The following is a 19,591-nucleotide window of genomic DNA, read 5'->3' on the forward strand; positions in this document are numbered from 1 at the left end:
GTTACTTATCCATTAAATACTGGAAGTCTTCAAAAGCTATTTTACCAGTAAATATGGCAATGGATTTTTCTATAATTTGAGAAGCTTTTTCAGGCGAATAACCCAATCCTACTGCGTATTTAACAATCAGCTCCATTTGTTCCTCATCAAGACTGTTATCAGCAAAGGCCATCCCAAAGAAATCGAACAAACGCTTTAATCTTTTCTCACCACTATGGGGCGTTTCAATTGGATATTTGTTCTCTTTTTTCATCACCTCTTTATATTCAGCATCGGTGATATTTAATTTGAACGCAAACTTATCCAATATTACTTTTTCCTTTTCACTTATTACACCATCTGCAGCGGCCAAACTTGCCAAAGTAGCAAAATGGGCCAAATTATGTCTTTGTTCGCTATGTTCGTATAAATCTATAATGGGCATATACTAAAATTTGTTCGGCAAATATAAATCTTAAACTAGAAAGGACAGTAAAATTATCACCAAAAGAAATTTGTAATTTTCATAGCTCTTTATAATCCTTAACGCAATTCTCCTGCAAGAATCTGAACTACTACATATTGCCGAAAACTGGTTCCAAGAACAGAATTGGAAACCATTTCCCTTTCAAAAAGAGACCTGGAATGCTTTTTTGCAAGGCAAGCACGGACTGCTAAACGCTCCAACAGGTAGTGGAAAGACTTATGCGCTTTGGTTTCCTATAGTCTTAAACTATATTAAGCACAATCCTAATTATAAGAACAAACATAAAAAAGGACTCAAAGCAATTTGGATTACTCCATTACGAGCTTTGTCCCAAGAAATTAAACAATCTGCCGAGCGTATTACACAAGATCTACAAACCCAAATGACAGTTGGCATACGAACCGGAGATACCTCGACCAAAGAACGGGCAAGGCAAAAAACAGCAATGCCAGACCTGTTGATCACCACTCCAGAAAGTCTGCAACTATTACTTTCTTCAAAAGGGTACGACAAGGTCTTCAAAGACTGCTCCGCTATCATTGTTGATGAATGGCATGAACTTTTGGGAACCAAAAAAGGTGTTCAAATGGAACTTGGCCTTTCTAGGTTAAAAACAATATGCAAAAATCTAAGAATCTGGGGAATATCCGCCACTATTGGGAATTTAGATCAGGCACGAGAAGTTCTTCTTGGCCCTACTTCCTTGGCACATGAAAACTCGGTTTTGATAAAGGCCAAATTGAACAAGAAAATAACCGTTCAAAGTATCATTCCAAAACAGATGGAAACATTCCCTTGGCGTGGACATTTAGGCCTTCACTTACTTGAAGAAGTTGTTCCCATTATCAACAATAGCAAAACCACCTTATTGTTTACAAATACCCGAAGCCAATGTGAGATTTGGTTTCAAAAGATATTGGAAAAACATCCTGAGTATGCCGGCGAAATTGCCATGCACCATGGTAGTATCAACAAAGAAACACGTATTTGGGTAGAACAGGCCATACGGAACGAAAGTTTGAAAGCAGTTGTCTGCACTTCCAGCTTGGATTTGGGAGTAGATTTTGCACCTGTGGAAACCGTGGTGCAAATTGGAGGGCCAAAAGGGGTAGCACGATTTTTACAACGTGCAGGGCGAAGTGGCCACAGACCTGGAAAGGAAAGTGTCATCCATTTTTTGCCAACCCATGCCATTGAACTCATTGAGGCATCTGCCATGCAACAAGCCGTTAAAAAAGAAGCTGTTGAAGACCGCGTTCCATATCTAAATAGTTTTGATGTCCTTATTCAATATTTGACAACCTTGGCGGTATCCGATGGTTTTTATCCCGATGAAATTTATCCGGAGATCAAACAAACTTTTTGCTATCAAGCAATTTCAGAAGAACAATGGCAGTGGCTCTTGAACTTTTTGGTTATGGGCAGTCAAAGTTTAAAAACCTATGATGAATATAAAAAGGTAATGGTTGAAGAAGATGGAAAATTCAAGGTGAACAATCGCGGAATTGCTATGCGCCATCGTTTTCAAATTGGAACAATAGTAGGAGATGCCTCTATATCCGTCCGGTATCAAAAAGGAGGCTACATTGGTACTATTGAAGAATCGTTCATTTCTAAATTAGCCGCTGGTGATGTGTTTACTTTTGCAGGAAGAAATTTAGAATTTATTAGAATTAAAGGCATGTCTGCCCATGTGCGCAACTCTTCAAAGAGGACCAATAAAGTACCTAGTTGGATGGGGGGCCGATTGAGTTTTTCTGCTCAAATGTCAGAATTGCTACGACAAGAATTATACACCGCCGAATTGGAGTCCAAGAAGCAATCAAAAGAAATAAAATCTTTAGCTCCCATGTTTGCTAAACAACGGGAAGAAAGTGTTGTTCCAAAGCCAAATCAATTTCTTATAGAAACCTTCAAAACCAATGACGGTTACCATCATATTTTTTATCCTTTTGAAGGCAGGGCGATTCACGAGGGCATGAGTAGTTTATTGGCATATCGAATAAGTTTGCTGTCCCCTATTACCTGCTCTTTGGCTTTTAATGATTATGGATTTGAACTGTTGTCCGACAAAGAAATCAACATTCAGGAAGTATTGGACAACGATTTGTTTACCCCAGAATATATGCTGAGTGATTTACAGAAAAGTTTGAACTCCAATGAAATGGCAAAACGAAAATTTAGGGATGTTGCTGTTATTAGCGGAATGGTATTTACCGGCTACCCAGATAAAGGCATAAAAATGAAACATTTACAGAGCAGTTCACAGTTACTTTTTGATGTATTCAAAGACTTTGAGCCGGACAATCTTTTGTTTCAGCAAGCCTTTACCGAAACTTTTGAACACCAATTAGAAGAGGGTCGTTTACGCTTGGCTTTGGAACGAATTGAGCAGCAAGAGATCGTATGGAAAAAGTGTAGCAATCCAACGCCGTTTTCATTTCCGATTATTACGGACAGGCTTCGTGAAAAACTATCCAATGAGAAACTAGCTGATCGTATAAAACGAATGACCAAGATTTTGACTAGATGACTCAAACCATACATTTTAACAATCAAGAATTTGTTCTTCACCCTCTTGGAGGAATGTTTTGGGTGGAAAAATCACTGTTGCTCATTAGCGATGTTCATTTGGGCAAGGTGAATCATTTTAGAAAATTTGGGGCCGCTGTTCCAAGACAAGCCATTCATAAAAATTTTCTGTTGCTGGACAAAATCGTTGCTGATTTTAGCCCCTTTCAAATATGCTTTTTAGGAGATCTATTTCATTCATCCTTAAATAAAGAATGGGAACTTTTTGAAAATTGGGTTGCCAAAACTCCTGCAGAAATTATTCTGGTATCTGGAAACCATGACATCATCTCTCCCCTTTTATTTGAAAAATTGAATATTGAGATTTACCAAGAGTGGATTCTAGATAATTTTTTATTGACCCACCATCCGGAGGAACGTGAAAAGCTTTTTAATTTCTGCGGACATATTCACCCAGCCATCAAATTAAAAGGGTTTGGACGCCAAAACCTGAGGCTGTCTTGTTTTTTTAAAACCAAAAACCAAATGATTCTTCCCGCTTTTGGTGAGTTTACTGGAACTTATACCCTTAAACCCACCAAGAAAGATGAGGTTTATGTTATTGTTGAGGACGAAGTGGTAAAAGTTTAAATTTAGTTTTGTCCACAACTGATCTTCAATCTATATTTGCCACAAAGTTTTTGGATTGACCAAAGCCTCCGTTTCCCAACTTTTTGAACAGTCTCCACAACTTAGGAAACTGAGGAATTCCATTGCTCAAATTGAAAAAATCAACATAAAGGGCCTTACCGGCTCAGCACTATCTTTTGCCATTGCTGATATTTTTAAATCGGGAGAATTGCCTTTTCTTGTTTTATTGAATGATAAGGAGGAAGCAGCCTATTACCTTAATGATCTAGAGCAATTGATCGGCGAAAATGATGTCCTTTTTTATCCAGGCAGTTATCGCCGACCTTATCAAATTGAAGAAACCGATAATGCCAATGTTCTTCTAAGGGCAGAGGTTTTAAACCGTATAAATTCCAGGAAAAGACCCGCTGTCATCGTCACCTACCCAGATGCCCTTTTTGAAAAAGTGGTCACCAGAAAAGAACTGGACAAAAACACTTTAAAAATTAAGTTGGAGGATACCCTATCTCTTGATTTTTTGAACGAGGTGCTTTTTGAATACCAATTTAAACGTGTAGATTTTGTAACAGAACCTGGTGAATTTTCTGTACGGGGTGGTATCGTGGACGTCTTTTCTTTTTCCCACGATGAACCCTACCGTATTGAGTTTTTTGGAGATGAGGTAGAAAGTATCAGAACTTTTGATGTAGAAACACAATTATCCACAGAAAAAGTAAAGCGAATTACTGTTATCCCAAATGTTGAAAACAAATTTTTACAGGAATCCCGTGAAAGTTTTTTAAAATATATCTCACCAAAAACTGTGGTTTTTTCAAAGAACTTGAATCTGGTCTATGACAGGATAGATTCCTTTTTTGAGAAAGCAGAGGAGAGTTTTAAAAAGCTTAGTGAAGAAATTAAACATGCCAAACCAGAAGAACTTTTTGTGAACTCTGGGTTGTTAAAATCCCAATTACAGGATTTTGGTTTGGTTGAATTGGATAGTAGTATAAAACAAGACATCTCGCCTGCGCTCGATGTGACTTTCAACACCAAACCTCAGCCTTCTTTCAATAAGAAGTTTGACTTGCTTATTGAAAACATCAACGAAAATCACGAGGCAGGTTTTACCAATTACATTTTCTGTTCCACGGAACAACAAGCAAAACGTTTTCATGACATTTTTGATGAAGTAGAGAAAACGGTTCATTACAAAACTATAGTCTTTCCATTATACCAGGGTTTTATTGACCATGATTTAAAACTTGCCTGTTATACCGATCATCAAATTTTTGAGCGCTATCACAAATTCCAACTAAAGAATGGCTACGCAAAAAAACAGGCCATCACGCTTAAAGAACTGAATAAGTTGGAAATTGGCGATTATGTAACCCATATTGACCATGGCATTGGTAAGTTCGGGGGGCTTCAAAAAATAGATGTAGAAGGTAAAAAACAAGAAGCTATAAAATTGATGTATGGCGAGCGAGACATTCTCTATGTAAGCATTCACTCGTTACACAAAATATCAAAGTTCAATGGTAAGGATGGGGCTCCTCCCAAGATTTATAAACTAGGCTCGGCCGCATGGAAGAAGTTAAAGCAAAAAACAAAGAGTAGGGTCAAAAAAATTGCATTTGACCTTATTAAAGTTTATGCAAAGCGCCGTTTGGAGAAAGGATTTCAATACGATCCTGATAGTTATTTACAACATGAACTGGAAGCTTCATTTATTTATGAGGATACTCCAGACCAAGAAAAATCCACACAAGATGTAAAAAGAGATATGGAGAGCGAGCGCCCCATGGATCGCCTAATATGTGGGGATGTTGGCTTTGGTAAAACAGAAATTGCCATCCGTGCCGCCTTTAAAGCGGTTGACAATGGCAAGCAAGTCGCTATACTGGTGCCCACTACCATTTTGGCATTTCAACATAGCAGAACATTCAAAGAGCGACTTAAAGAAATGCCTGTCACTGTTGACTATTTAAATCGTTTTAGAACGGCAAAAGAAAAACGGGATATCCATGAAAGATTAGCTGCCGGGAAAATCGATATTATCATTGGCACACACCAACTGGTAAATAAGAGTGTACAATTTAAAGATTTGGGATTACTCATTGTAGATGAGGAACAAAAGTTTGGGGTCGCCGTGAAGGATAAGCTCAAATCCATTAAAGAAAATGTAGATGTTTTGACCTTGACCGCCACGCCAATTCCGAGGACTTTGCAGTTTAGTTTAATGGCCGCTCGCGACCTTTCTGTTATCAATACACCTCCACCCAACCGTTACCCTATTGAAAGTAGAGTAATCCGGTTTCAAGAAGAAATCATTCGAGATGCTGTTTCCTATGAGATTCAACGTGGCGGACAGGTCTTTTTTATCCATAACCGAATTGAAAATATAAAAGAGGTCGCCGGAATGATTCAACGTCTCGTTCCAGATGCCAAAATAGGCATTGGTCATGGGCAAATGGAAGGTAAAAAACTGGAGCAGTTGATGCTTGCTTTTATGAATGGAGAATTTGATGTTTTGGTTTCTACCACCATTGTGGAAAGTGGATTGGATGTTACCAACGCCAATACCATCTTTATCCATAACGCCAATAATTTTGGATTGAGCGATCTTCATCAAATGCGTGGACGTGTAGGTCGAAGCAATAAAAAGGCCTTTTGTTTCTTTATTACCCCACCTTACGATGTAATGACACCAGATGCTCGCAAACGTATTGAAGCTTTGGAACAATTTACGGAACTGGGAAGTGGTTTTAACATTGCCATGAAAGATTTGGAAATTCGTGGTGCAGGTGATTTGTTGGGTGGTGAACAAAGTGGATTTATCAACGAAATTGGTTTTGAAACCTATCAGAAAATATTGGCTGAAGCCATTGAGGAACTCAAAGAAAATGAGTTTAAAGAACTCTATGAAGAGGTGGAGGGCAAACAGGAAAAAGCATACGTAAAAGACACGCAGCTGGATACCGATTTTGAATTGCTTTTCCCAGATGATTACATTAACAACATTACAGAGCGACTAAATCTGTATACCCAACTAAATGGAGTAGCGGATGAGGTTGAGCTTCAAAAATATGAAGGGGAATTGGTCGATCGCTTTGGCGATTTGCCTACTCAGGCAGTGGACTTATTAAACTCTGTTCGTATTAAATGGATTGCCAATAGTATTGGTTTGGAACGTGTAATTCTAAAACAAGGAAAGTTCTTGGGTTATTTTATTGCCGACCAACAATCCGAATTCTATCAAAGTAGCGTTTTTACACATGTGCTACAATACGTTCAAGCCAACCCAAAAATTTGTCAATTAAAAGAAAAACAAACCCGTAACGGATTGCGGTTGTTGTTGGTTTTTGATGGGGTTACAAGCGTGGAGAAAGCGTTGAATATTCTTTTACCATTGAATATAAAGCAAGAAGCAGAACTTTGATTTTTTGCACCCTTGGCTTAGGTTTCTAACACAATACAAAACAATACCTTCGATTTATGGCCCAAAAACCCAAAACCTATTTTAACTGGAGTTCTGGAAAGGATTCCGCTTTGGCCCTTTACCATTTACTACAACAAAATGATTTAGAAATTGATTGTTTGTTGACAACGGTGAACTCACATTACAACAGGGTTTCTATGCATGGGCTTCGCAAGGAGGTTTTAGAAGCCCAAGCAGCAGAAATTGGTATTCCTCTGGATATTCTTGAAGTTCCGGAAAACCCTTCCATGGAAGAGTACAATGGTTTAATGGGAGATAAAATCAAACAACTTAAAGCAGTAGGGTATACCCAAACGGTATTTGGCGATATTTTTTTGGAGGATCTAAAACAGTATCGGGAGCAAATGCTGGCAAAATATGATATCAAGGCCATCTTTCCACTTTGGAAAAGAGACACTAAAGATTTAATACATGAGTTTCTAGAATTGGGTTTTAAGGCAGTGATTGTTTGTATCAACAGTTCAAAACTGGACACCTCTTTTCTTGGGAAAGAATTGTCCTTGGAGCTTATAAATCAACTACCTGAAGATGTAGATCCCTGTGGAGAGCATGGGGAGTTCCATACATTCTGCTTTGATGGTCCCATTTTTACAAATCCCATTGCGTTTGAGGTCGGAGAAAAAGTATATAAAACCTATGATGATCCTTCTGACAAAACCAAGAACATCAAATTTGGATTTTGTGATATTACACTGAAATAAAGTAATCTATTCTCATTCTTTCTCCATCACACTTCAACAAGCTCAGTGTGACAAAAAATCATTTTGATAGCGCATATTTTACCTAAAATGCGTCGTAGACTAGCTTCACAAATTCACCAATTTTATTGGGTTCCAACCATCGTGTTACCAACATGAGTCCGGTCTTTTGGTCCACCACAATAAAATTACCTCCAAAACCGGCCGCATAAAATAGATGTTCAGGAACTCCCTCCCAATGGCGCGGGCCTTTCTGATTCAACCACCACATATAACCATAATTTACATTGGGAACTGAAGGCTCTGTTGCTTTGGCAATCCAGTCTTCGCTCAATAATTGCTCACTTTTCCAACGGCCATTATTAAGGAATACCAATCCAAAACGGGCCATGTCTTCTGTGTTTATAAATAGTCCAGCACCCGAATGTCCACCTCCTGTTACGGATTTCATTTTAATGCCATCAACTTCCGTCCAAGCATGGTCATAACCATACCAGCGCCAAGTAGTAGAGGCATCTATCTTATCCATAAGATGTTCTTTTAAGACCATGGGCATAGGTTTGCGCCAAACATGGGTAAGGGAGTAGGATAGCACATTTACCCTAACATCATTGTATTCCATTACGGTACCAGGCTCATTGAGTTTTCTAAATTTCCAGTCATCCAAATCACCTTCTTTTGGTGGTCTATCTGCCCAATCTTTAAGACCCCATAGTTCTCCAGACCAATCTGAGTTTTGCTGCAAAAGATGTTCCCAGCTTACCTTACTATTATGTCGTCCATCAAAAGTGCCGTCCCAGATGTACTCCCCTACTTTATCATCGGTACTTGAAATCAACCCTTTATCCGCCGCCAAACCGGCCATAGTGGATAGAAAACTCTTGGTAACACTAAAAGTCATATCAACTCTTTTGGTATCTCCCCAAGAAGCAAGTAAATAGCCATTCTTCAGAATCATTCCTGCTGGTCCTCCCCGTTTTTTAGTTGGTCCTAAAACTTCATGAAAAGGTTCCCTCTGAAATCCTTTTAAGATTGCTCGGCGCAAATCTTTAGAACCAGAATATTCATTTGCATTGGCAAAATCGACCGCCACTTGCAATTTGTTTTCATTAAAGGAAAATTGATTTTTGGAAGCTTCTTTCCAAACGGCATTGCGTTCTGGAAAGTAAACATCTTGACACACGCCAAAATGTGCAGATAATGTAAAAACAAGCAATACGATTAGATGGGCAACATTCTTCATGTATAGTAACTCTTAGTTTGGGAAATGAAGTTACTAATTGCAAGTTACATCTTGAAATGCTTTAATGAATATCTTAAAAACGCTTCTTCCTTACCAACGCTCCAGCAGTATCAAAATACCGCCATGTACCTACTTGTTCGTCTTTTTTGAACCGTCCCGTTATTTTTTCATTGCCATTGGAATAGAACTCGTGATAACGACCATGTTTAAGGCCATCTTTTAATTCTACCTCAAATTTTACAGCCCCATTGGTGTATTTTTTTATGAATGTTTTTGCATTCAAGTCTGTTGGGTAAATAGGTTTTAAGTTAAAAACTGCGTCGGTAATCTCTTTGGTTTTTGGTGATTGAACCTTACTTTTTAAAATACCTGCACCTTCCTGAAATTGGGACTTGGTTTTTACCTCTTCCACATTTTGATAGTTGACTACCAGCCTACTTTCAAATAGGTTGTCATCCGGTGTTAATTGAAATCCTACCTGAGGGAAACAAATAATAAAATCTTTATTCTTTCGTAGTTGTATGCGAGTAGAACTATCAGCCAACGAATACATATTATCATACAAAACTGGAATATTGCTGTACACATATAGACTGGACTCACTTTTGAAGTTTTTGTCAAAGTCCTTAAAATCTTTAGAAGAAGACAGGGTTTCTTTAACCGTAAAATCATCAATAATACTTTTTAGTGTATTGGGATTATTGCTAAATACTACATATTGATCTATAAGTGTAAAATAGGGTTTGTCAAATTCTTTAAACCGATTTCCCAATAAGATTTTAAAGAACCCTTTTATGGAAAGGAAATTAATTTCATGCTCTTTATAGGTAATCGTTTTAAACTTTACGGGAGTTTTCTTTTTGATTTGTTTAAGTACAAAATCCAAATTGGTTTTGGCATCCTCAATGGCATTAGCTTTTAATACCAAGGCAAGGTCGTTTTTCCCTTTTGAAATTTCAGATTTAATTTGAAGCAATGCTATCTCATCACCGATCCAACTTATAAAATTTTCCTTTACATCTATCTTAAGGAATTTCTCCACTTTTTCAATCCCTTCTTGGTACGTATCAAACTGCTCAGGACTATCCTTCTGGACTGTTTCAAAATTCTCATAAAACTCTGAAAAGCTATCAAAGCCATAACTAACATATAATGCGGTCCTCTTGGGCGCTATGCTAGGAACTGTTCGTTGGGCTTTACCGGATTTTTGAAGTGCTTCTAAATAATTATGATTGGTTGAACTGATATTGGTGTACCCATTAGCGGTAATGGTGCTATTCTTGTCCAGGTCAAAACTAAATCCAGAGAACAAAAAATTCTCACTTATCCGATTTACCCAATCACTGGGTTTATTTGAAAAGCGTTTGTAATAGTTATCCAAAAAGTCGTATTGCAGATATAATCTGAACAAATCTTCATATCCTACTTTTTTGTTGACCTCGATAAAATTCAAATTCCTCCCCAGCAATGGTTCTTGGTATTGGTCAATAGAGGCTTCCACCAAGGTATGCGTATAAGAGGCCACTAATTGGTTTTTTACAAAAGATAGGTACATGGTCTCTTTGCTCTTACGATCATATACTTCCAAAATCTCATGGTTATGATAGTTACGTTTGCTCAGAGAGTAACTATCATTGAGCAATGTGTTCAAATAGGTTTTAAGCAATTTTAGCTTAGCGATTCGCTTTAGGTCAAGTACATAAAAAATACCATAATCCTTTTCAGAAACCATATGGATGGAAATAAATAGAGATCGTCCATCAAAAAATTCAAACAACTTATGGTTGTTGTTAAATACGGTATCTACCTTCTGAATGTTTTCTGTCAACTCCGCGAAATAGCCGTTGTTTTGAAGATGATGCCAAGCATCACTTTCGCTAACTTTCTGCCAACTTTCTACCGGTTTTTCAGATTCAATTACGAAAACTGCATCCCTAGGAATCAAATAAATGGATTGCAAATTGGTTTTTGGAGATAAAACCAAGATATATAAAAGGTAGCCAATATAAATGAGCAGTAATGCAAGTAAGGCAAAGAGAAATCTTTTTTTTACCATTGGTAGAGAAGTGTCTTTTCTAACAACGAAAAAGCGAATAATTTAGTCTATCCCTTTTATTCTTATAGCGATTTCAAATCCTTGATGGTCTTAAACGCTACATCAACTTGCTCTTCATTTACCAAAATGGTGAACTCATTGGTTGTTGAAATAACCTCGTACAAAACAATACCTTCCCAGGCCAAACGCTGAAAGATAAAATAATAGATTCCCGGTACCGAGACATTTTCCGCAGGTAATTTTACAGTAATCGATGATAAGTTTTCAGCTTTTTGGGTACAGCGTTCATGTTTAAAATACTTTTCTACCACTCCATCCATAAGATTACTGATAACGATATTAATCTCATTGACTCCTCTAGAAGAAGTATAAAACACATCTTGATTGGCATTCACTTCCTGCAAGAGTCTCGCTTGTTGTCCCAAAATAGTATCCGAAGCCAAAAATGTATAATCTGTTAAGGAAGAGCGTACCGTAATTTCTCCAATGTTCTTGAGAACTTTTACAATTTTATGGGTAGCCCTAAATTCGAGATCATCGGATAGTCTTTTAAGTGCCATTACAATAGCACCATCCTTTACATCTTTTCCCAACGCATCAGATATCTCAGGTTTTATCTGTCTGGACAATGACGTAAGGTTGATTATTCCCTGTGCTAATGCACTTTGTAAGAAAGGCTTCTTTTTAATATAATGTTCAACTACTGCAGATATGGTTTTCATGGATGGTGGTTTTAAGCAAAAATAACATATTGTTACAAATAAAACAAATGGTTAAAAATGATAGAACGCATCTTTCAAATGTTCAACCTCAAATTTCTCTCCTTTCTTTATTATGGTAATAATATCAAATCGCACTTGAACGTCTAAATCTTTTTCTAGAACATAATGGTCTGCTGCCATAGTTAAAAGTTTGATTTTTTTAGGAGTTATGGTATCTGAAATAGCCGTGAAAAATCCTGTGGTCCTAGATTTAACTTCTATGATAGCAAGTTCTTCACCTTTTTTGGCGATGATATCAACCTCAGCTTTTAGATAACGATAGTTCCTAAAAAGGATTTCATAACCTGTTGCAAGTAAAAAATCAACTGCTTTTTGCTCTCCAAGCTTCCCAAATTCATTATGTTTTCCCATGAATCTTGAAAAATATTAAAAAATATGTGCAGTTCATCGAAAAATTTGGTAGTTCAAGGCAAAAACAGCGTTTAGATTGTAATTTGTTGGCTGAATTGAACCACACCCAACGTTAACTAAACATATAGTTGCCCCAAAACTATGGACCTAATTAACGCCAGACATTGCTATGGAGTACTTCATTAATTGTAATTCCTCAACTTTGGCGCCGTATACTACTCCATTGGATGAGTTGCGTGCTGCCCATTTGTATAGGAGGCTTGGTTTTAGTGCCTCAATACAAACCATTAATGCCGCTGTTGGACAAACGGCCGGCACTCTTGTGGACAATTTAGTAAATCAGGCTCTTGCTATGCCACCAATCCCAGCTCCCTTATGGGCAGATTGGACCAATGCGGATTATCCCGCTGACGACGATTTAGCAAGACAAGTAAGAAGAGCCCAACAGGAAGAGTTTTCCATTGCCTATGGCAATTCTTTATTGGACAATAATTTACGAGACAGAATGAGTTTCTTTTGGAGCAACCATTTTGTTACCGAATTGGATGTTTATGACTGTAGTTCCTTTCTGTACTATTATATTAATTGTCTACAACGAAATTCCCTAGGAAACTTTAGAACTTTTGTTAGCGAAATAGGGCTAACAAGTGCCATGCTTTATTATTTGGATGGTGTAAGAAACCGAGGTAACAACCCAAATGAAAACTACGGGCGTGAGCTATATGAGCTCTTTACCTTAGGTGAAGGTAATGGATATACCGAAGAAGATATCATTGAGACAGCCAAAGCACTTTCGGGATATACCAACCGCGGTGAAGAAGGTTGTACTCAGGTAACTTTTGATCCTGATGATTTCAATACAGAGAACAAAACTATTTTTGGTCAAACAGGGAACTGGGGTTATGATGATGTTCACAATATCTTATTTACTGAAAGAGTCAATGAAATAGCGGGCTTTATTTGCAAAAAACTATATGAGTTCTTTGTACATCCAGATTCAACCAATGATCAAGGAGGTAATGCCCCTGACATTATAAATGGTTTGGCCCAAACTTTTGTTTCTAATAATTTTGAAATTGCACCGGTACTATCACAACTATTTAAAAGTCAACACTTCTTTGATGAAACCGCTATTGGTGTTATCATAAAGAGTCCGTTTGACCTCTATATGGGCCTAATTAAAGAAACTGGATTTACCTATGATGATAGCACTGTTTTAAATGTTATTGATGCTTCTAGAATGATTGGACAGACTATGTTTGATCCATTTGATGTAGCAGGTTGGCAAAGAGATCGCGAATGGATCAACACCAACTTTATGATTGGTCGTTGGTTGACATCAGAGGTTTTTGTTGATCGTTTCTATCAAGCCAATCCAGATCAATTTAGAACTTTTGGAATCGACGCTACCAATGCGGCGGGAGCTAATGGAAATACTGAAAACGACCCATCAGTAGTAGCTAGGGCTATAATTGATAGATTAACTCCCAAAGGACTTTTAGAGGAGGTTGAATATGATGCTGCCATTACTGTTTTTAGAGAACCTTTTGAAGACACAAACATGTTTGAAGATGGTTCCTGGAACATGACACTTGAAAATACAGATTTTCAGGTGTACCTGTTAATACAACATTTGGCAAGACAACCCGAATTTCAACTTAAATAACCTTACATTATGTGCGATACTCATCATACTCACGATACAACACCACACAAAGGCCTAGAACATGATGGCCACGATTTAGAACACAAAACATGGAGCAGGCGTTCCTTTATCCAAGCATTGGGTATAGCAGGATCGGGTTCTATGTTCTTGGGAAGTAATTTAGTTTCAGCTTCAGCTCCTTCACCTTTAACTTCTGCTGTCGCAGACGCAGAGACCGATAATATATTAATATTGATAAGGTTATCTGGAGGTAACGACGGACTAAGTACTGTAATCCCAATACAACAATATGATACTTATGCTAATGCAAGGCCAAATATCTACATTCCAGAAAGTAAAGTCCTAAAACTTACTGATGATTTCGGCGTACCTACTTATATGAATGCCTTGGAGCCTCTTTGGGGTGAAGGTCAGTTTAAAGCAGTACACGGAGTCGGTTATGACGGTCAAAGTCTGTCCCATTTTACAGGGTCGGATATTTTTGCCAACACAGATTTAAGTACTACCAATTTTACTGGGGAGAGAACCGGTTGGATGGGAAGACATTTTGAAGAATGTTTCCCAGATTACTTGATGAATCCACCAGAATCCCCAGCAGCCATCCAAATTGGTAATTTGGCCAACTTGGTTTTTCAAGGTGAGCAAACCAACTATGCTTTTGTAACCAATAATGTTGATCAATTAGAGCGTATCGCTGATGATGGTGAATACTACAGCTTAGACCCAACACTTTTTGACAATTGTATGTATGGTGACCAACTCAAATTTTTGAGAGGTGTTGCCAACACAACTGAAATTTACGCTGGTAAAATTTTTGAAGCTGCACAGTTAGGTCAGAATCAAGTAGAATATCAAGACAATGGTTTTGCAAGGCAATTAGCTTTGTTGGCCAGATTGATCAAAGGTAATCTTGGTACAAAAGTATATATGATTTCTATGGGTGGATTTGATACTCACGGTAATCAACCCCTCGCTCATGAAAGATTAATGACAAATCTTTCCATTGCCATCAACAACTTCTATGAAGACCTTGCCTTTACCCAACAAGATGAAAAGGTATTGAGCATGACTTTTTCCGAGTTTGGTCGTAGAATTTTCGAAAACGGTTCTAACGGTACCGATCACGGAAAAGCCGCACCCACCCTGTTCTTTGGGTCAGGATTAAGTGGAAGTGCTTTTATTGGCGACCACCCTTCATTGGAAGATGCCAATGGGCGTGGAAACCTAGAACATACTATGGATTTTAGAAATCTCTACGGTACGGTCCTAGCAGAATGGTTGTGTGTTCCAAGAGAAGCTGTTGAGCGTCATTTATTGGGTTATCCATATCAGGCCGTAGACTTAGGTTTCAACTGTAGTGGTGAAGTCTTTGATGATATTGCAATGGATAGTGATCCACCAACATTACCAGATACGCCCCCTAGCCCAGATGGTATGGATCCAGATCCAGATGCATTGGCAACAATTGTCCATAGACCTTACTATCCAACTGATCGCACTCCACATATTTATTTGGAAATGCCTGTTGCGGCCCATGTTGATATTCAACTGTATAATATCCTGGGTCAGAATGTAGGTACTGTTTTCAATGAAATGATGCTGGAAGGTTCCGCTGAAATTAATATTAGGGAACGAATGAGAGATAGTCTGTCCACAGGAAAATATATCTATAGAATCTCAGTGGGAGACGAAAAAATGAGTAAATCCGTAATGATCATGTAGACTAGTCGTAACGTATACATTCCAGATTCCTCCGATAGTGCAACTCCCCACCCCAAGTAAGAGCTGCATGATTCGGAGGTTTCCTTTTTACGTCAATTTTGGTTTATCCTTATCCGTTTTAAATGCCAAGGCTTTTTTCACTTCATGATTTTTGTCCTTGTATACTCGGGTTACTTCTTCTTTTTTCTCTTCTTTTAAAACTCCTTTGAATTTTTCAAGATTTTTGAACTTCTTGGGGTTACCTGTACTCATCTAATAATACTTTGTATGTGTATTCTTACAATATACTGATTATCCAGTCCTCTTTTTTTTAAAAACTACATTTTTCGATATCTGTATGCCTCTCAACAAGTCCCCAAAAGGATAGAATCACTCGAATGAAATTCAGTATTTTTGGGGCTTAATTAAATTGATTCATGTCTGAGACTACTTCTCCATCAAGATATACCATAACGGCAGCACTACCCTACACTAATGGACCAATTCATATTGGGCATTTGGCCGGTGTTTATGTTCCTGCAGATATCTATTCTCGCTATTTACGTTTAAAAGGACACGATGTTGCTTTTATTTGTGGTAGTGATGAACATGGGGTCGCCATTCCCATGAAGGCCAAGAAAGAGGGAGTTTCTCCAAAAGAGATTATTGACAAGTATCACAAGATCATCAAAAAATCATTTGTTGATTTCGGAATTTCGATGGATAATTATTCCCGTACTTCGGCGGAGATTCACCATAAAACAGCATCAGATTTTTTTGAGAAGTTATATAATCAGGGAGATTTTATAGAAGAAGTAACCGAGCAATTGTATGATGAAGAGGCCCAACAATTTTTAGCAGACAGGTTCGTTGTGGGAACCTGTCCAGTATGTGGTAATGAAGAGGCTTACGGGGATCAATGCGAAAATTGTGGTTCCTCTTTGAATGCCACCGATTTAATAAATCCAAAATCTGCCATTACCGGTAATGTACCAACATTAAAGAAAACCAAACATTGGTTCTTACCTCTGGATCGCTACGAAAGTTTCTTAAAAGAATGGATTTTAAAAGACCATAAAAACGATTGGAAACCCAACGTTTATGGTCAATGCAAGTCTTGGATAGATGATGGCTTAAAACCACGGGCCGTTACACGGGATTTAGATTGGGGGATTCCAGTTCCTGTTGAGGGTGGCGAAGGCAAGGTATTGTACGTATGGTTCGATGCTCCTATAGGCTACATATCATCTACAAAAGAATGGGCAGAAAGAGAAGGAAAAGATTGGGAACCGTATTGGAAAGATAAGGACACCAAACTGCTCCATTTTATTGGAAAGGACAATATCGTTTTCCATTGTATCATTTTCCCTAGTATGCTTAAAGCACATGGCGATTTTGTATTGCCAGAAAACGTACCTGCCAACGAGTTTTTAAATTTAGAAGGCAATAAGCTATCTACCTCTAAAAACTGGGCGGTCTGGTTGCATGAATATTTAGAAGAATTTCCAGATATGCAAGATGTGCTCAGGTATACCTTGACGGCTAATGCTCCAGAAACAAAAGACAACGACTTTACCTGGAAGGATTTTCAAGCTAGAAACAACAATGAACTAGTAGCCATCTTTGGGAATTTCATCAATCGAGTGACAGTACTTACCCATAAATATTATGATGGTATTGTCCCTTCTCCTAGCGAGCTTTCGGCAATTGACAAACAAACACTTGATACTCTAAAGGGTTTTCCTGAAATACTTTCAAGTTCTCTTGAGCGCTACCGATTTCGAGAGGCCAGCCAAGAGTTGATGAATTTGGCAAGATTGGGAAACAAATATTTGGCGGACGAGGAACCTTGGAAGCTCATAAAAACTGATGAAGAACGTGTAAAAACCGTGATGTTTGTCGCCCTTCAGATAGCAACTGGTTTGGCCATATTAAGTGAGCCGTTTTTACCATTCACCTCCAATAAACTCAAAAACATCCTAAATGTCGGGCCGAGCACAGTCGAGACCCTTAGCTGGGAAAATGTGGGCACCGCGGATACTCTCCTTCCCTCAGGTCATCAAATCAATAAAAGTGAATTGTTGTTCCGAAAGGTGGAAGACAAAGAAATTGAAGCACAGTTAGCAAAGCTGGAAGCAACCAAAAAAGCCAACGAACAAATGGAGAAAGAAATCATACCTCAAAAAGACACCATCACCTTTGATGACTTTACCAAACTGGATATGCGTGTAGGTACCATTGTTGAAGCTGAAAAAATGCCGAAAGCAAACAAACTTCTGGTGTTAAAAGTGGATACAGGTTTGGATACTCGTACCATCGTTTCTGGAATTGCCGAAAGCTTTACCGCTGAAGAGATTGTAGGTAAAAAAGTAACTGTTTTGGTGAATCTAGCGCCACGAAAACTTCGCGGCGTAGAAAGTGAAGGCATGATTCTGATGACTGAAAACCAAGAGGGGAAATTGGTATTTGTAAATCCTGATGAAGATAGCGTTGGGAATGGGGAAACCATTAATTAAAATTCATGCGTTTTACATTTACCATAATTGCCTCTCTCATTATTTACAAGTTATCTTTTTCGCAAGAGATATTTGGAAAGGTAGAAGTCGCATTAAGTTTTCCTGATTTAAAGGAAACTATGACCGTAGTGGACAACAATGGACGTCCCAATATATTTTTCGTTGACAGTAAAGAGATTACTCAGGTTATATTCAATAATGATACGGAAAAAATTGAAAAAACTTTTCCTAAACCTCCAGAGACATTCCCTAAAATTCAAGGATTTAATGTTGGAAGTGATAGCAGCATTAATCTGTATTTTTCAAATTATAGAAGTGACGGATTTTTTCTCATGTCTATTAAAGAAGGGGAGAAACTTTTTCTAAAACAATTTGATTTGGGTTTTGACAACAGAGAGCGGTTTCTTTCCACTATCAATTACAAGAATCAATTTTACCTGCTTTCTTACATTGAAGGAAAATCAATCATTAATGCATATTCCTTTGAAAAGGCAGGACATAATAAAGTAGTTTACGACTTATCCAATCATACGTTTTACAACAAAAACGGTAATGTTGTTCCTTTAAGCAACCTATTAGATAAAGATAATACTGAAGTAATTGAGGATAATATTCCATACTCCTTGGAGATTGTTTCCAAAAAAATCAAAATCTATCCAAAGGATGATTCTATAACTGTTACGCTTAACCACAAAACTGATAGAACACAAATTCTTAGCCTAAATCTTGAAAATGAATCAAATAATTCATTTTTCATTGAAAACATTGGAGCTTCAGCCACAAAAAAATCCAATTCATTTATTAGTGGTAACAGATTATTCCAACTTTTAGTTTCTAGTGAATTTTTGGTGTTAAGTATCCATGATTTGAAAACTCAGGGGAAAATTACTGAGTATTCAGTTAAGAAAGATGAAGAATTTTTCTTTAAAAACTCTCCATTCTATGAAGAAGGGGAATCACGAATCCCCAATTTTTTTAATTCTAGAACTTTAAATAATCGAACCGAGATAAAAAGCACAAAAGACTTTTTAAGAAAATTATCAAAATATAATGTTGGCGTTTATGTGCTACAAACCAAAAAGCTTACAGATGTTACAATCGGTGGTTCAAAAGAAGTTAGAATCCCAGTAGGTGGTACACATTTTGGCTCTTCATCCTCTATGTCTCCTATTGGAATATCAACAATTCCAGTATTCCAAGCATACCACTCTTATTTAAAAGGTAAGTCTTCCATATTTACTCAATCGTTATTTAATAGTAAAACGCTTGAGCATATAGCTCAAAAAGCTCAAAACAATGTATTTGACAGAATTTCATTAAAATCCAGCTATTTAAAAAACTCTGTTTTGAAAAAGAAATTAAAACTTGAAACGATTTTTAAAATGGATGATTTCTTTGTTTATGGCTTTTATAATAAGAAGGAGAAGAGTTATACCTTAATGAAATTTGAACACTAGAATATTTCTTAG

At 37.6% G+C, this 19,591-nt stretch carries 14 protein-coding genes; 8 read left to right on the plus strand and 6 right to left on the minus strand.

Going from position 1 to position 19,591, the window contains the following annotated elements:
* Position 1: 1 nt before the first annotated feature.
* The gene (locus tag LV704_RS06745) at positions 2 to 424 is read right to left on the minus strand and encodes a TerB family tellurite resistance protein (protein WP_163421118.1); all 423 of its coding nucleotides are present in this window, start codon (positions 422 to 424) and stop codon (positions 2 to 4) included.
* Positions 425 to 536: 112 nt separating this feature from the next.
* Between LV704_RS06745 and LV704_RS06750 the strand changes: the two genes are divergently transcribed.
* The 4 genes from LV704_RS06750 to LV704_RS06765 are packed head-to-tail and all read left to right on the plus strand — an operon-like array spanning position 537 to position 7,810.
* On the plus strand, positions 537 to 2,999 hold the full coding sequence (locus LV704_RS06750; RefSeq protein WP_163421858.1) for a ligase-associated DNA damage response DEXH box helicase: 2,463 nt from the start codon (positions 537 to 539) through the stop codon (positions 2,997 to 2,999).
* Positions 2,996 to 3,628 (plus strand): ligase-associated DNA damage response endonuclease PdeM, encoded by a 633-nt coding sequence (pdeM, locus tag LV704_RS06755; RefSeq protein WP_163421117.1) that lies wholly within the window; start codon positions 2,996 to 2,998, stop codon positions 3,626 to 3,628. Before LV704_RS06750 ends, pdeM begins: the two co-directional genes overlap by 4 nt.
* Positions 3,629 to 3,683: 55 nt before the next feature.
* Positions 3,684 to 7,049, plus strand: a complete 3,366-nt coding sequence (gene mfd / locus LV704_RS06760) for a transcription-repair coupling factor (protein ID WP_163421116.1) — start codon at positions 3,684 to 3,686, stop codon at positions 7,047 to 7,049.
* 56 nt (positions 7,050 to 7,105) lie between these two features.
* On the plus strand, positions 7,106 to 7,810 hold the full coding sequence (locus LV704_RS06765; protein WP_163421115.1) for a diphthine--ammonia ligase: 705 nt from the start codon (positions 7,106 to 7,108) through the stop codon (positions 7,808 to 7,810).
* An 82-nt stretch (positions 7,811 to 7,892) separates the two neighbouring features.
* Here the strand turns inward: LV704_RS06765 and LV704_RS06770 are convergent, their stop codons facing one another.
* From LV704_RS06770 to LV704_RS06785, 4 genes are all read right to left on the minus strand, one after another.
* Positions 7,893 to 9,050: a serine hydrolase gene (locus tag LV704_RS06770; RefSeq protein ID WP_163421114.1), complete on the minus strand. Its 1,158-nt coding sequence runs from the start codon at positions 9,048 to 9,050 to the stop codon at positions 7,893 to 7,895.
* Between the two features lie 73 nt (positions 9,051 to 9,123).
* The gene (locus LV704_RS06775) at positions 9,124 to 11,106 is read right to left on the minus strand and encodes a DUF3352 domain-containing protein (protein WP_163421113.1); all 1,983 of its coding nucleotides are present in this window, start codon (positions 11,104 to 11,106) and stop codon (positions 9,124 to 9,126) included.
* Between the two features lie 62 nt (positions 11,107 to 11,168).
* Positions 11,169 to 11,828 (minus strand): aspartate kinase, encoded by a 660-nt coding sequence (locus LV704_RS06780; protein ID WP_163421112.1) that lies wholly within the window; start codon positions 11,826 to 11,828, stop codon positions 11,169 to 11,171.
* A 51-nt stretch (positions 11,829 to 11,879) separates the two neighbouring features.
* Positions 11,880 to 12,239, minus strand: coding sequence for a YraN family protein (locus tag LV704_RS06785; protein WP_163421111.1), 360 nt, complete (start codon positions 12,237 to 12,239; stop codon positions 11,880 to 11,882).
* Positions 12,240 to 12,408: 169 nt separating this feature from the next.
* On the opposite strand from LV704_RS06785, the gene LV704_RS06790 reads away from it, so the two are divergent.
* Both LV704_RS06790 and LV704_RS06795 read left to right on the plus strand, forming a co-directional pair.
* Complete coding sequence (locus tag LV704_RS06790) at positions 12,409 to 13,905, plus strand: DUF1800 family protein (protein WP_163421110.1); 1,497 nt, start codon at positions 12,409 to 12,411, stop codon at positions 13,903 to 13,905.
* Positions 13,906 to 13,914: 9 nt separating this feature from the next.
* Positions 13,915 to 15,627, plus strand: coding sequence for a DUF1501 domain-containing protein (locus tag LV704_RS06795; protein ID WP_163421109.1), 1,713 nt, complete (start codon positions 13,915 to 13,917; stop codon positions 15,625 to 15,627).
* Between the two features lie 87 nt (positions 15,628 to 15,714).
* Here the strand turns inward: LV704_RS06795 and LV704_RS06800 are convergent, their stop codons facing one another.
* Complete coding sequence (locus tag LV704_RS06800) at positions 15,715 to 15,879, minus strand: hypothetical protein (RefSeq protein WP_163421108.1); 165 nt, start codon at positions 15,877 to 15,879, stop codon at positions 15,715 to 15,717.
* A 164-nt stretch (positions 15,880 to 16,043) separates the two neighbouring features.
* Here LV704_RS06800 and metG point away from each other — a divergent pair, with 164 nt between their 5' ends.
* Positions 16,044 to 18,122, plus strand: coding sequence for a methionine--tRNA ligase (metG, locus tag LV704_RS06805; RefSeq protein ID WP_163421107.1), 2,079 nt, complete (start codon positions 16,044 to 16,046; stop codon positions 18,120 to 18,122).
* A 128-nt stretch (positions 18,123 to 18,250) separates the two neighbouring features.
* Positions 18,251 to 19,579 (plus strand): hypothetical protein, encoded by a 1,329-nt coding sequence (locus LV704_RS06810; protein ID WP_163421106.1) that lies wholly within the window; start codon positions 18,251 to 18,253, stop codon positions 19,577 to 19,579.
* The last annotated feature ends 12 nt before the right edge of the window (positions 19,580 to 19,591 follow it).

It is taken from the genome of Flagellimonas sp. CMM7 (assembly GCF_021390195.1).
Classification (GTDB): Bacteria; Bacteroidota; Bacteroidia; order Flavobacteriales; family Flavobacteriaceae; genus Flagellimonas.